Annotated in this window: 10 protein-coding genes; 7 read left to right on the plus strand and 3 right to left on the minus strand. The window is 59.7% G+C overall.

The annotated features are described in order from the left end of the window. Positions 1-253 precede the first annotated feature (253 nt). From GTU76_RS06340 to GTU76_RS06360, 5 genes are all read left to right on the plus strand, one after another. On the plus strand, positions 254-943 hold the full coding sequence (locus tag GTU76_RS06340) for an ABC transporter permease (protein ID WP_169844036.1): 690 nt from the start codon (positions 254-256) through the stop codon (positions 941-943). A gap of 21 nt (positions 944-964) precedes the next feature. Then, positions 965-1,870 carry a glycine betaine ABC transporter substrate-binding protein gene (locus GTU76_RS06345; protein WP_180698263.1) on the plus strand — a complete coding sequence of 302 codons (906 nt, stop codon included), beginning with the start codon at positions 965-967 and terminating at the stop codon, positions 1,868-1,870. A 12-nt stretch (positions 1,871-1,882) separates the two neighbouring features. Beyond that, on the plus strand, positions 1,883-2,536 hold the full coding sequence (locus tag GTU76_RS06350) for an ABC transporter permease (protein ID WP_007915307.1): 654 nt from the start codon (positions 1,883-1,885) through the stop codon (positions 2,534-2,536). Continuing rightward, positions 2,533-3,690 carry an osmoprotectant ABC transporter ATP-binding protein OsmV gene (locus tag GTU76_RS06355; RefSeq protein ID WP_016986352.1) on the plus strand — a complete coding sequence of 386 codons (1,158 nt, stop codon included), beginning with the start codon at positions 2,533-2,535 and terminating at the stop codon, positions 3,688-3,690. Before GTU76_RS06350 ends, GTU76_RS06355 begins: the two co-directional genes overlap by 4 nt. A 651-nt stretch (positions 3,691-4,341) precedes the next feature. After that, complete coding sequence (locus tag GTU76_RS06360; protein ID WP_016986476.1) at positions 4,342-5,505, plus strand: type III PLP-dependent enzyme; 1,164 nt, start codon at positions 4,342-4,344, stop codon at positions 5,503-5,505. Between the two features lie 248 nt (positions 5,506-5,753). Here the strand turns inward: GTU76_RS06360 and GTU76_RS06365 are convergent, their stop codons facing one another. Together GTU76_RS06365 and GTU76_RS06370 are read right to left on the minus strand one after the other, a co-directional pair. Continuing rightward, entirely contained in the window at positions 5,754-6,494 is a 741-nt protein-coding gene (locus tag GTU76_RS06365; RefSeq protein WP_180698264.1) for a tetratricopeptide repeat protein, read from the minus strand. Beyond that, on the minus strand, positions 6,491-7,171 hold the full coding sequence (locus GTU76_RS06370; protein WP_180698265.1) for a Fe2+-dependent dioxygenase: 681 nt from the start codon (positions 7,169-7,171) through the stop codon (positions 6,491-6,493). Before GTU76_RS06370 ends, GTU76_RS06365 begins: the two co-directional genes overlap by 4 nt. Positions 7,172-7,378: 207 nt before the next feature. Between GTU76_RS06370 and GTU76_RS06375 the strand changes: the two genes are divergently transcribed. After that, the gene (locus GTU76_RS06375; protein WP_016986479.1) at positions 7,379-9,700 is read left to right on the plus strand and encodes a TonB-dependent receptor; all 2,322 of its coding nucleotides are present in this window, start codon (positions 7,379-7,381) and stop codon (positions 9,698-9,700) included. 244 nt (positions 9,701-9,944) lie between these two features. After that, entirely contained in the window at positions 9,945-12,473 is a 2,529-nt protein-coding gene (locus GTU76_RS06380; protein WP_180698304.1) for a PepSY domain-containing protein, read from the plus strand. A 195-nt stretch (positions 12,474-12,668) separates the two neighbouring features. Here GTU76_RS06380 and GTU76_RS06385 read toward each other — a convergent pair whose 3' ends face one another. Further along, on the minus strand, positions 12,669-14,210 hold the full coding sequence (locus tag GTU76_RS06385) for an alkaline phosphatase D family protein (protein ID WP_180698266.1): 1,542 nt from the start codon (positions 14,208-14,210) through the stop codon (positions 12,669-12,671). Positions 14,211-14,378: the final 168 nt, after the last annotated feature.

Below are 14,378 nucleotides of genomic sequence, written 5' to 3' on the forward strand. Positions count from 1 at the left end.
ATGGGAACCTTTTAAAGCACGGAGACGTCCATCCCCTGTTACGAATTTTCGTCAGGGGCTGAAAAATCAGCAAGTTAGCCTGACGAGGCTGCGCTCATGGCTCGCTTTCAGACCGCTTTTTGCCGGGGCTGAGGGAGCTGCTTCTCGCGAACGTTTATTCCCGGCAGCCATGTATGGCATGCCACACGGGAGAGCGTTCGCCGACTACAAAAAAAGGAGTCCGCCTGTGGCTATCCGCTATGGCAAGGGGCTGATGGGAGGTGCGGTGGTGATCGCGCTCCTGGCCCTGCTGGTCCACTGGATCGGCATCAACACGATCGAACACTACCGCGACGATTTGTTGTTTTACCTGCAAGCTCATCTGATTCTCGTCCTCGCTTCAATGCTGGCCGCCCTGGTCGTGGGCATCCCCGCCGGTATCTTTCTCAGTCGCCCGACCATGGTCGGCCGCGCTGAACGCTTCATGCAGATCTTCAATATCGGTAACACCGTGCCTCCGCTGGCCGTGCTTGCGATTGCCCTGGGCGTCCTCGGCATTGGCAGTGGCCCGGCGATCTTTGCTTTATTCCTCGCTTCGTTGCTGCCGATTGTGCGCAACACCTACGAAGGCCTGAAAAATGTGCAGGGTTCGCTGAAAGAAGCGGCCGTCGGCATCGGCATGACCCCGCGCCAGGTGCTGTGGAAAGTCGAATTGCCCAACGCCGTGCCGATCATCGTCGGTGGCGTGCGCGTGGCTTTGGCGATCAACGTCGGCACCGCGCCGCTGGCGTTCCTGATCGGTGCCAACAGCCTCGGCAGCCTGATCTTCCCTGGCATCGCCCTGAACAATCAGCCGCAACTGCTGCTCGGCGCCGCGTGCACCGCGCTGCTGGCCTTGCTGCTCGATGGCGTCGTCACCCTCGCCAGCCGCCTCTGGCTGGAACGCGGTTTGCGCCCGTCTTAAGGCTCTTGCGAAGGAATATTTATGAAACGATTTAGTTCGACTCTGGGATTGATAGCGGGTTGCGTTCTGCTGTTCGCAGGAATCGCGCAAGCAGCCGACAAACCAGTGATCCGCCTCGGCGCCCGGGTCTTCACCGAGCAGACCCTGCTCGCGGAAATCACCGCGCAATACCTGCGCAGCAAAGGTTATGACGCGCAGGTCACCGGTGGTCTGGGCAGCAACCTCGCCCGCAGCGCCCACGAAAGCGGGCAGCTGGACATGCTCTGGGAATACACCGGCGTGTCGCTGGTGGCCTACAACCATGTCACCGAAAAACTCGACAGCGCCCAGTCCTACGCCCGGGTAAAAGAACTCGACGCGAAAAAAGGTCTGGTCTGGCTGACCCCGTCGAAATTCAGCAATACCTACGCCCTCGCGCTGCCGAAAAAGGTCGCTGAGGAATATCCGCAGATCAACAACATCAGCCAGTTGAACGAAGTGCTGCGTGCCGAAGCCAAGACCAATCACTTGGTGGCGTTGGACACCGAGTTCGCCAACCGCTCCGACGGTCTGATCGGCATGGTCGATCTCTACGGCATGAACCTGACCCGCAAGAACATCCGCCAGATGGATGCCGGGCTGGTTTACACGGCGTTGCGCAACGGCCAGGTGTTTGCCGGTCTGGTCTACACCACCGACGGTCGCCTCAACGCCTTCGGCCTGAAGTTGCTGGAAGACGACAAGCATTACTTCCCCGACTACACCGCCGCGCCGGTGGTGCGTCAGGCTTATCTCGACAAGCACCCGCAACTGGCCGAACAGCTCAAGCCGCTGGCCGAACTGTTCGATGACGAAACCATGCGCCAGCTCAATGCGCGGGTCGACGTCGATCACGAAAGCCCTTCGAAAGTCGCTGCCGATTTCCTGCGCCAGCATCAACTCAACTAAGGAGGAAAAGTCATGGAATTTCTGAACGCCTTTTCCCACCTCGACTGGCAGCAGGTGATGCACCTGACCTGGCAGCACATCACCCTCGTCGGCATTGCCGTGACCCTGGCGATTGTCGTTGGCGTGCCGCTGGGCATTCTGATGACACGCTTTCCGACCCTAGCAGGTCCCTTGCAGGCCAGCGCCACGGTGCTGCTGACCGTGCCGTCGATTGCCCTGTTCGGCCTGCTGCTGCCGTTCTACTCGAAGTTCGGTCAGGGCCTCGGCCCGATGCCGGCGATCACTGCGGTGTTCCTTTATTCGCTGCTGCCGATCATGCGCAACACCTACCTCGCCCTCACCGGCGTAGAGCCCGGTATCCGTGAAGCCGCGCGCGGCATCGGCATGACCTTCGGCCAGCGCCTGCGCATGGTCGAGTTGCCGATTGCGGTGCCAGTGATCCTCGCCGGCGTGCGCACCGCCGTGGTGATGAACATCGGCGTAATGACAATCGCCGCGACCATCGGCGCCGGCGGCCTCGGTGTGTTGATCCTCGCTTCCATCAGCCGCAGTGACATGTCGATGCTGATCGTCGGCGCGCTGCTGGTCAGTCTTCTGGCCATTTTCGCTGACCTGTTTCTCCAATGGCTGCAACGCTCGTTGACTCCAAAAGGACTGCTCAAATGATCGAACTTCAAAACCTCAGCAAAACTTTCCAAAGCAACGGCAAAGATGTCAAAGCCGTGGACTCGGTGAGCCTGACCGTCAATGAAGGCGAAATCTGTGTGTTCCTCGGGCCATCGGGTTGCGGCAAAAGCACCACGCTGAAGATGATCAATCGCCTGATCAAACCGACCTCGGGCAAGATCCTCATCAACGGCGAAGACACCACCGATCTCGATGAAGTGACCCTGCGCCGCAACATCGGCTACGTGATCCAGCAGATCGGTCTGTTCCCCAACATGACCATCGAAGAAAACATTGTCGTCGTGCCGAAACTGCTCGGCTGGGACAAACAGAAATGCCACGACCGCGCCCGCGAATTGATGAGCATGATCAAGCTTGAGCCCAAGCAGTATCTGCATCGCTATCCGCGAGAGTTGTCCGGTGGCCAGCAACAGCGCATCGGTGTGATCCGCGCATTGGCGGCGGATGCGCCGCTGCTGTTGATGGACGAGCCGTTCGGCGCGGTCGATCCAATCAACCGCGAAATGATCCAGAACGAATTCTTCGAGATGCAGCGCGCGCTGAACAAGACCGTGATCATGGTCAGCCACGACATCGACGAAGCGATCAAACTCGGCGACAAGATCGCCATCTTCCGCGCCGGCAAACTGCTACAGATCGATCATCCGGACACGCTGCTCGCGCACCCGGCAGACGACTTTGTCAGCAGCTTCGTCGGCCAGGACAGCACGCTCAAGCGTCTGCTGCTGGTGAAAGCCGAAGATGCGGCGGACAACGCGCCGTCGGTGAGCCCGGAAACCCCGGTGGCCGATGCGCTGGAATTGATGGACGAACATGACCGTCGCTACGTGGTGGTTACCTGTGCCGAGAACAAGGCGCTGGGTTACGTGCGCCGTCGTGATCTGCACCGTCAGACCGGCACGTGCGCGCAGTTCCTGCGTGAGTTCAACGCCACGGCGGCGTACGACGAGCATTTGCGCATCCTGCTGTCGCGCATGTACGAGTTCAATCGCGCGTGGTTGCCGGTGATGGATGCCGAGCGGGTGTTCCTTGGCGAGGTGACGCAGGAGTCGATTGCGGCTTATCTGAGCTCGGGTCGTTCGCGCGGGATGAAGACCAGTATCGTCTCGCCGGCTGAAGCAGTGGTCGCCTGATTAACCGGTAAAAACACAAAACCCTGTGGGAGCGAGCTTGCTCGCGAAAGCGGAATATCAGTCAACAACGATGTCGACTGTGAAAAAGCCTTCGCGAGCAAGCTCGCTCCCACAGGGTCATGGTGATTTTTTGTTCATTCACAGGGCGGAAAAGAATCTCAACACCTGACAACAGCGCAGCCTGTCTCAAGCAGCTTGCGAAACCGCCAAAATCCCCTTCACCCCCTCCTCTCGCCGCCAACGTCGCCGATGTTGCGCCCATCACACTTACCCAAGACTTAGCCGACATAATCCACGAACGTGCAGGTATTTTTAACACTTGAAAATTCTCGGGGAACATCTGCCCGTCATCTCGGTCGGCTACAAAGAGTAATGAACGCGACGCACGTCAGAAGCGTGCAAAAACGCGACATTTTTAGTTGATCTCACGCCCCTCACGCCCTAAAGTTCGCGCCGAACGTCCATGCTGGAAACGATCCATCCGGCTCAAGTACTGACGACGAGACAGCAAGGCCAAGGGAAAGCTGCACATCCCATGGCCTTTTTGCTTTCGGCGACATGCCTTGGGAAGTAGGCGAACCAAAGTGGGGATACGGAGGACGTTCATTTGCACCCATTGTTTTTACTTGTTTGCCCATAGGAGCTCCCAGCATGTCGATCCAGGTCGAAGACTATTTCGCGCGCGCTACATTCGACAAAATGAAGGCGTTCGCCGACAAACAGGAAACCCCGTTCGTGGTGATCGACACCGCGATGATCAGCCAGGCCTACGATGACCTGCGCGCTGGTTTCGAATTCGCCAAGGTCTACTACGCGGTCAAGGCCAACCCGGCCGTCGAGATCATCGACCTGCTCAAAGAAAAAGGTTCGAGCTTCGACATCGCCTCGATCTACGAGCTGGATAAAGTGATGGATCGCGGCGTCAGCGCCGACCGTATCAGCTACGGCAACACCATCAAGAAATCCAAGGACATCCGCTACTTCTACGAGAAGGGCGTGCGTCTGTTCTCCACCGACTCCGAAGCCGACCTGCGCAACATCGCCAAGGCTGCCCCGGGTTCGAAAGTCTATGTGCGCATCCTCACCGAAGGCTCGACCACGGCTGACTGGCCACTGTCGCGCAAATTCGGCTGCCAGACCGACATGGCCATGGACCTGCTGATCCTCGCCCGCGATCTGGGTCTGGTGCCTTACGGCATCTCGTTCCACGTTGGCTCGCAGCAACGCGACATCAGTGTCTGGGACGCGGCGATCGCCAAGGTCAAAGTGATCTTCGAGCGCCTGAAAGAAGAAGACGGCATTCACCTCAAGCTGATCAACATGGGCGGTGGCTTCCCGGCCAACTACATCACCCGCACCAACAGCCTGGAAACCTACGCTGAAGAAATCATCCGCTTCCTGAAAGAAGATTTCGGTGATGACCTGCCGGAAATCATTCTCGAGCCGGGCCGTTCGCTGATCGCCAACGCCGGTATTCTGGTCAGCGAAGTGGTGCTGGTTGCGCGCAAATCGCGTACTGCGGTCGAGCGCTGGGTGTACACCGATGTGGGCAAGTTCTCCGGCCTGATCGAAACCATGGACGAAGCGATCAAGTTCCCGATCTGGACCGAGAAGAAAGGCGAGATGGAAGAAGTCGTCATCGCTGGACCGACTTGCGACAGCGCCGACATCATGTACGAGAACTACAAGTACGGTCTGCCGCTGAACCTGGCCATTGGTGATCGTCTGTACTGGCTGTCGACCGGTGCGTACACCACCAGTTACAGCGCGGTAGAGTTCAATGGCTTTCCGCCGTTGAAGTCGTTTTACGTGTAAGTGCTGAAGCCATAATGCAAAAAGCCCATGACGTGTCATGGGCTTTTTCGTGTCTGGCTTCAAAATTTGTGGTGTGCTTTCGATCTATCCCCCTCACCCCAGCCCTCTCCCCCAAGGGGGCGAGGGGGAAAGGGAGCAGATCGGGGGCTTTTCAAAACCTGAGGTCGACTGGATATCTCAGGTCGGTGTAGTTGGAACATCCAACTCGGTCAGTCCCCTCTCCCTCTGGGAGAGGGTTAGGGTGAGGGCTATTGGCACCGAAGCGCATACCGCCCAGCCAACGCCTGAATCTTTGGATCTACAGCACTCGCCAACGTCTGACTCGCCACCCGCAAGAAATTCAGATTGCCGCCGGCCAATGCTTTCTCAAGCCAATCGACCGCCTCATCGATCCGCCCCTCATCCGCTAAAACTGCAGCAAAACTGAACTGCCCGCGAAAATCCCCACCCTCCGCCGAGCGCCGATACCATTCACGCGCCGCCACCGGATCCGCCGAGCACACCTGGCCTTCTTCCAGATACCGCCCCAACAGATTCATCGATTTCGCATGACCCAATTCAGCCGCGCAACGATACAGCGCCAACGCCTGAAGGTGATCCACCGCCACCCCGCGTCCCGTCGCCAGCAGATTGGCGAGGTTGTACATCGCCCAATCCAGTCCGGCCTCCGCAGCAATCCGATAGTGCAGCGCAGCAACCGACGCATCCGCCGCAATGCCCCAACCATGCTCATGACAACGCCCGAGCATATTGCGCGCCATCAGATGCCCGCGTCCGGCCGCGATGCCGAACCAGCGCAGCGCCAGCGCTTGATCCTGTGCGATTCCCTGGCCATCCAGCAGGATCTGGCCTAGCAGCGCCTGCGCTTCAACCTCGCCCTGACCCGCCGCGAGCAAAATCGCTTGCGCGGCACGCGCCGGGCTTTCGCCGAGCATGGCGCTGAGTTGTTCGCCGTCGAGGACTTCCTCGCGACGCAATTGGAAACTCATACCTCGACCCAGCGCCGCAGCAAGTTGTGATACGTGCCGGTGAGGCGGATCAGCGAAGGGTGCTCAGGCATGTCCTGCGTAAGCTGCTGAATCGCCCCGTCCATCTCGAACAGCAGCGCGCGCTGGCTGTCTTCGCGCACCAGACTCTGTGTCCAGAAGAACGACGCATAACGCGCACCCCGCGTAACCGCGTTGACCTTGTGCAGGCTGGTGCCGGGGTACAAGACCATGTCGCCGGCCGGCAACTTCACCCGTTGCGTGCCGAAGGTGTCCTGGATTTCCAGCTCGCCGCCGTCGTAATCCTCAGGTTCGCTGAAGAACAGCGTCGCCGACAGATCGGTACGCACCCGTTCGATACTGCCCTTGGGTTGGCGCACGGCGTTGTCGATGTGGAAATCGAAACTGCCACCGGCGGTGTAACAGTTCACCAACGGCGGGAAGACTTTGTGCGGCAACGCGGCGGACATGAACAGCGGGTTTTTCCACAACCGCTCAAGCATCGCTGCGCCGATTTCCTTGGCCAGTGGATGGCCTTCGGGCAGTTGCAGATTGTGCTTTGCCTTGGCCGACTGAAAGCCGGCGGTGATCTTGCCATCGGCCCAATCGGCGTGCTCCAGCGCCTCACGAATGCGCTGCACTTCGTCTTTTGCGAACAGTCCGGGGATGTGCAGCAGCATGGCGATGTCACCTGATGGCAAAGAGGCGGCAATGGTATTGATTCTTATTGACCGTGTAAAACCCGAGAGACGAACGAACTGGCAAAAACCGTAAGGTTAAATTGTAAAGAATGTAAATTCAGTGCGAATAACAATGTTTCGCAATTGATACGAATACTTGTTTAACCTATATTCCGCGGCCTCAAATCCTTGGGGAGGGGAATAAAAATGGCACGTCAACACGCACAATTACCGGTCAGTTCACCACGTCTGCTCGCCTCTGCAATTGGTGTGGCAATCACCGCCGGCTCCGCTGGCCAGATGGTGTTCGCCGCGGAAAAAACCGACAGCAAAGCCACCGGCAATGCCATCGCCCTGGACGCCACCGCTATCACCGGCGAAGCGCAGGACTCAACGTCCTACCAGGTCGAAAAAGCCTCCTCGCCCAAGTACACCGCGCCGCTGGTCGACACGCCGCGCTCGGTCACCGTTATTCCGCAACAAGTGCTCAAAGACACCGGCGCCCTGAACATGCAGGACGCATTGCGCACCGTGCCGGGCATCACCTTCGGCGCCGGTGAAGGCGGCAACCCACAGGGCGATCGTCCGTTCATTCGTGGTTTCGACGCCCAGGGCGACACCTACCTCGACGGCGTGCGCGACACCGGTTCGCAGAGCCGCGAAATCTTCGCCGTCGAAAACATTGAAGTCAGCAAGGGCCCGAACTCCGCCATCGGCGGTCGCGGCGCGGCAGGCGGCAGCATCAACCTAGTGAGCAAGAAAGCGCACTTGGGCAACTCGTTCGACGGTGGTTTCACCTGGGGCTCCGACCAGACCCAGCGCTACACCCTCGACGGCAACTACCAGTTCAGCGACACCGCTGCCGGCCGTTTGAACCTGATGAGCCACGAGAGCAATGTCGCCGGTCGCGACAAAGTCGATTACGACCGCTGGGGCATCGCGCCATCTCTGGCGTTTGGCCTGGGCACCGACACCCGCGTCAACCTCGATTACTACCATCTCGAAAGCAACGACACCCCGGATTCGGGCGTGCCGTACACCATTCCTGCTGGCGGCTCCGCTGCACGCACCAAGTCCAATCCGGACAAGCCGTACGCCGGCGGTGACCACAGCAATTTCTACGGTCTCGATCGCGATTTCCGCAAAGGCCGCACCGACACCGCGACCTTCGCCATCGAGCATGACCTGAGCGACTCGCTGACAATCAAGAACACCCTGCGCCACGGCACCAGCATGCAGGATTACATCCTGACCCAGCCGGACGACAGCAAGGGCAACGTCAACAATGGCAGCCTCTGGCGTCGTGCCAACACTCGGGTGAGCAACACCGAGACCACCACCAACCAGACTGACCTGTTCGGTAACTTCTACGTTGCCGGCTTCAAGAACAGCTTCTCCACCGGTGTCGAATACACCCATGAGGAAAGCCAGAAGTCTTCGTACAACGTCAACACCGACACGACCCCGCGCACCACCAACGTGCCAGCGAGCAGCAACTGCACGCCGTCGATGATCGGCGCGTCGAGTAACTACAACTGCACCTCGCTGTCGAACCCGAACCCGAACGATCCGTGGAACGGCGCAATCTCGCGCAACTACGCCGGCACCGACACCCAGGCCAACACTTACGCGCTGTACGTGTTCGACACCCTGGAGCTGAACGAGCAGTGGCTGGTGAACATGGGCCTGCGTTACGACCACTTCGATACCGACTACAAGAGCTACAACGCCGCTGGCACCACCACGTCCAAGGGCGATGACACCAGCGAGTTCGTCACCGGTCAGTTCGGCGTCGTCTACAAGCCGGCGGAAAACGGCAGCATCTACGCCTCCTACGCCACCTCGGCCACGCCGCCGGGCAACACCTTGGGCGAAGGTCAGGAAGGCAACCCGTTGGGCGGCACCCCGGATCGCAGCGGCAACCTGCTGAGCAGCGACATGGAGCCGGAAACCACCAAGAACTACGAGATCGGTACCAAGTGGGATCTGCTCAATGATCGCCTGTCGCTGACCGCTGACATCTTCCGTACCGAGAAAGAAAACGCTCGTGTGCAAGTCGACACCACCTCGTACGAAAACGCCGGCAAGACCCGTGTGCAAGGTGTCGAGCTGTCGGCCAGCGGCAAGATCACCGACAAGTGGCAAGTGTTCGCCGGTTACGCCTTCATGGACAGCGAACAAGTCGACGGCGGCCCGCTGGGCAAGGCCAACGATGGCAACGAACTGCCTAACACGCCGAAAAACAGCGCCAGCCTGTGGACCACTTACCAGGTCACGCCGAAGCTGACCATCGGTGGCGGTGCGTTCTACGTCGACGACGTGTACGGCAGCGTGGCCAACACCACCATGGTTGATTCGTATGTTCGTTACGACGCGATGGCCGCGTACAAGCTGACCAAGAACGTCGACCTGCAACTCAACGTGCAGAACCTGACCAACGAAACCTACTACGACAAAGCCTTCTCGACCCACTTCGCCAACCAGGCGGCGGGCCGTACGGCGCTGTTGAGCACCAACTTCCACTTCTAAGAAAGGTGGAACCTGTGAAACCTGTGGGAGCGAGCTTGCTCGCGAAAGCGGTGGGTCAGTCAGCCTTCATGTCACTGACAGATTGCATTCGCGAGCAAGCTCGCTCCCACAGGTGATGTGATCAACAGGCTCGGCCCCGTTCATTCAATTGAACGGGGCTTTTGTGCGTAATAAAGAACGCTTCTCGATAACCCACGGCATAATGCGCGCCGTGAAGACAATTTCCGAACGGACGGCGAGTGACGTGTTGAAGAAAACCCTGTTCCAGTTGCACTGGTTTTTTGGCATCACCGCAGGCTTGGTGCTGGCGTTGATGGGCATCACCGGCGCGGCCTATTCGTTTCAGGACGAAATCCTGCGGGCGCTGAATCCGTCCGTCCTGCAAGTAGAAAAGCAGGTGGCCGGTGTGCTGCCGCCCGTGGAACTGGTCGAGCGCATCGAAGCCACGTCCGGCAAAAAAGTCTCGATGCTTTGGGTCGAGACCGACAGCGGCAACGCCGCGAAAGTGTTCTTCACCCCGCCCAAGGGCGAACGTCGTGGCGAGATGCGTTACTTCGATCCATACACCGCCGAGTTCATGGGCGATGCGGTCGGCCAGGATTTCTTCGGCCTGATGCTGCAACTGCACCGCTTCCTCGCCATGGGCGATACCGGGCGCAACATCACCGGCGCCTGCACATTGATCCTGCTGTTTTTCTGCCTCTCTGGTTTGTATCTGCGCTGGCCACGGCAGTGGAACAGCTGGCGCGTGTGGCTGACGCTGGACTGGAAGAAAAAGGGCCGCGCCTTCAACTGGGACCTGCATTCGGTAGCCGGTACATGGTGCTTGTTGGTGTATCTGCTGCTGGCACTGACCGGGTTGTCGTGGTCGTACGAGTGGTACAACAAAGGCCTGACCAAATTGCTCTCCGATGCCCCGCAAAACGAACGCGTGCGCGGCGGTCGTGGCCCGGCACCGGAAGGCCCGGCGCCGACTGCCGATTACGCAGCGATGTGGAGCAGCATCTACAGCGCTGCCGGCCCGGGGCTGGCTGCCTACAACATCCGTATGCCGGCCGTCGCGGGCCAACCGGCGACCGTGTTCTATCTGCTCGACAGCTCGCCGCACGATCGCGCGTTGAATCAGATTACACTCGACCCGGCCACCGGCATCGTCAAACGTGTCGACCGTTACGCCGACAAGAGCTTCAAGGCGCAACTGCTGACCAGCATTTATGCGCTGCACGTCGGCAGCTATTTCGGCCTGGCCGGGCGGATCATCATCACCCTCGCGGCGGTGTGCATGCCGCTGTTTTTCATCACTGGCTGGCTGCTGTACCTCGATCGTCGGCGCAAGAAAAAGCAGATAAAGGATGCGCGCCAAGGTCTCGAGCAACCGGCCGGCGATGCGTCGGCATGGCTGATCGGCTTCGCCAGCCAAAGCGGTTTTGCCGAGCAACTGGCGTGGCAGACCGCCGGGCAATTGCAGGCAGCCGGATTGCCGGTGAAGGTGCAGCCGCTGGCGAATGTCAGCGAGCAGGATCTGCGTGAATCGAACAACGCACTGTTTGTCGTCAGCACCTTTGGCGACGGCGAAGCACCGGACAGCGCGCGTGGATTCGAACGCAAAGTGTTGAGCAAGGCGGCAACCTTCGACAGTCTGAATTACTCGATACTCGGCCTCGGAGATCGTCAATATCAGCACTTCTGCGGTTTCGCCAAACGCCTGCACCAGTGGTTGGCTGAGCACGGCGGCAAGACATTGTTCGCCCCGGTGGAAGTCGACAGCGGCGATCCGTATGCCCTGCGTCACTGGCAAACCCAACTCGGCCTGCTCACCGGGCAAGCACCGGCCGACACCTGGCAAGCGCCGAGTTACGACAACTGGACGCTGGTACGCCGCGAACTGATGAACCCGGACAGCAGCGGTGCGCCGGTTTACTTGTTGAGCCTGAGCGCACCGAACACCAGCAGTTGGCTGGCCGGTGATCTGGTCGAAGTGCTGCCGCGCAACTGCCCGTGGGCCATCGAGCATTTCCTCGACGGCCTCGGCATTCGCGGCGAGACCATGGTGAAAATCAACGGCCTCGACGAGCCGCTGGAAGTCGCGTTGGCGTCGCGGCAGTTGCCGGAACACCGTGCACATCTGGTCGGTTTGCATGCGCAATCACTGGTCGATGCAATGGTGCCGTTGGCCATGCGCGAATACTCGATCGCCTCGATTGCAGCCGACGGCGTGCTGGAGTTGATCGTGCGTCAGGAACAGCATTCGGATGGCAGCCTCGGCATTGGTTCCGGCTGGCTGACCGAGCATGCGCCAGTGGGTGGCAGCATCAGTTTGCGGGTGCGACGCAACAGTGGCTTCCATCTGCCGAACGAACCCGTGCCGATGATTCTGCTGGGCAACGGCACCGGTCTGGCCGGGCTGCGCAGTTTGCTCAAGGCGCGGATTGCCGATGGTCAACAGCGCCAGTGGTTGCTGTTTGGCGAGCGCAATCGTGAACACGATTTCCTCTGCCGCGCCGAGCTGGAAGAGTGGCTGATCAATGGTGATCTGGAACGGCTGGATCTGGCGTTTTCGCGGGATCAGGCGGAGAAGGTTTATGTGCAGGATCGCTTGCGTGAATCGGCTGACGAGTTGAAGAAGTGGCTGGCGGACGGGGCGGTGATTTACATTTGTGGCAGTTTGCAGGGGATGGCTTCGGGGGTTGATCAGGTGCTTAACGACATTCTCGGGGCAGCCGAAGTGGAGCGGTTGATTGAGCAGGGTCGTTACCGCCGCGACGTCTATTAAAGAGCCCCTCACCCTAACCCTCTCCCGGAGGGAGAGGGGACTGATTGGGGGATGCTTGAGATGTACGCCGACCTGCGACTGCTTTACCGAATCCATAATCGACACGGTGTTTCAGGTCGACGTACCTCTTCAGACTCCTCCGTCGGCCCCCTCTCCCTCCGGGAGAGGGCTGGGGTGAGGGTTAGCTCTTGATCTTCAAACCGGCTGCAACCTCTGCTCAAAAACCGCCACCCCATTCAAATCCCGCAACACCACACTCATCTCCCCACTCCCCCCTTCAATATTCACCTCGCCAAAAAACTGAAACCCGGCAAACGGTGAAGTGTTCTGCACCGGCGGCGCCTTCTCGAACACCACCTCCGGACCAAAGGTCTTATCCAGCGGATTAGGCCCAAAGCTCCCGGCATTCAGCGGCCCGGCGACAAACTCCCAGAACGGTTCGAAATCCTGAAACGCCGCGCGATCCGGGTGATAGTGATGCGCCGCGCAGTAATGCACATCTGCCGTGAGGAAGACAAAATTGCGCACCTGCTGCGCACGCAGATAGCCGAGCAATTCGGCGATTTCCACCTCGCGCCCCTGAGCCGGTCCCGGGTCACCGTTAGCCACCGCTTCCCAACGCGGGACACCCGGACTGACCTCGCCATCCGGCACGCCAAGGCCGATTGGCATGTCGGCGGCAATGACCTTCCACTGGGCTTTGGATTTCTTCAAGCCGCGCTTGAGCCAGTCCAGTTGCTCGCGACCCAGGAACGGTTTCGCCGCGCCAAGGTTGTCGTCATTGGCGCCGCGATAACTGCGCATGTCGAGCACGAACACATCGAGCATCGGCCCGTAATTGATCTTGCGATAAATCCGCCCACCACCGTCGGCGGCCTGCAAACGCATCGGTGAATATTCCAGCCAGGCCTTACGTGCACGGCCGACCAGGGTGTGGATATCTTTCTCCTGATAACGCTCGTCGAGTTGCTTGCCCGGCGACCAGTTGTTGACCACCTCATGGTCGTCCCACTGCCAGATCTGCGGCACTTCGGCGTTGAAGCGGCGGATGTTTTCGTCCATCAGGTTGTAGCGGTAGTTGCCGCGATAGTCGTCGAGGGTCTGCGCGACTTTGCTCTTGGCTTCGGTGGTGAGATTGCGCCAGATGCGGCCACCTTCGGTGGTGAGCTGTGCAGGCACCGGGCCGTCGGCGTAGATCGTGTCGCCGCTGTGGATAAAGAAGTCCGGCAGGCGCAGACGCATGGCTTCATAGATGCGCATGCCGCCGATGTCCGGGTTGATGCCGAAGCCCTGGCCGACGGTGTCGCCGCTCCAGACGAAACGAATATTGCGCCGTGCCGTCGGTGCGCTGCGCAGGTGGCCGAGCCACGGTTCGCTGGCGACGCCGGTGCGGGCATCCTTGAAGTACACGCGATAGAAAATCGCCTGATCGGCGGGCAGCCCGGTGAGCTCAACGCGGACGGTGAAGTCGCTGCGGGCATCGGCGAGCGCCGAGACCACCCGGCGCGGGTGACGAAACTGGCTGCGAGTGTCCCACTCGACCACCATATGCGCGGGACGATCGCTGCGGCTCCAGATCATCGCGCGGTCGCCTTGCAGGTCGCCGGACTGCACGCCATCGGTCAGTTGCGGGCGGTCCTTGACCGAAGCAATCACCGCCGGCGCCAGGCCTGGCATCAGCAATCCGGCGCCGACGACTTGCATGACACGCCGGCGACCGGGGTTGAAATCGCTCATGGTGTTCTCCCTGAAAAAAGGAAAACTTAAGCATGTTCACATGACCCGGAAATGACACCAGACACACCACACAACCCATGTGGGAGCGAGCTTGCTCGCGAATGCGTCCTATCAGTCGAAATCTTATTCGCTGACACACCGCTTTCGCGAGCAAGCTCGCTCCCACAG

Source organism: Pseudomonas crudilactis, from assembly GCF_013433315.1.
In the GTDB taxonomy this organism is placed as follows: domain Bacteria; phylum Pseudomonadota; class Gammaproteobacteria; order Pseudomonadales; family Pseudomonadaceae; genus Aquipseudomonas; species Aquipseudomonas crudilactis.

Coding starts and splice junctions, on each gene's coding strand:
- GTU76_RS06365 (WP_180698264.1), bottom strand. CDS start 6,494: ATGAGTTTCCAATTGCGTCGCGAGGAAGTCCTCGACGGCGAACAACTC.
- GTU76_RS06350 (WP_007915307.1), top strand. CDS start 1,883: ATGGAATTTCTGAACGCCTTTTCCCACCTCGACTGGCAGCAGGTGATG.
- GTU76_RS06345 (WP_180698263.1), top strand. CDS start 965: ATGAAACGATTTAGTTCGACTCTGGGATTGATAGCGGGTTGCGTTCTG.
- GTU76_RS06385 (WP_180698266.1), bottom strand. CDS start 14,210: ATGAGCGATTTCAACCCCGGTCGCCGGCGTGTCATGCAAGTCGTCGGC.
- GTU76_RS06370 (WP_180698265.1), bottom strand. CDS start 7,171: ATGCTGCTGCACATCCCCGGACTGTTCGCAAAAGACGAAGTGCAGCGC.
- GTU76_RS06340 (WP_169844036.1), top strand. CDS start 254: ATGGGAGGTGCGGTGGTGATCGCGCTCCTGGCCCTGCTGGTCCACTGG.
- GTU76_RS06360 (WP_016986476.1), top strand. CDS start 4,342: ATGTCGATCCAGGTCGAAGACTATTTCGCGCGCGCTACATTCGACAAA.
- GTU76_RS06375 (WP_016986479.1), top strand. CDS start 7,379: ATGGCACGTCAACACGCACAATTACCGGTCAGTTCACCACGTCTGCTC.
- GTU76_RS06355 (WP_016986352.1), top strand. CDS start 2,533: ATGATCGAACTTCAAAACCTCAGCAAAACTTTCCAAAGCAACGGCAAA.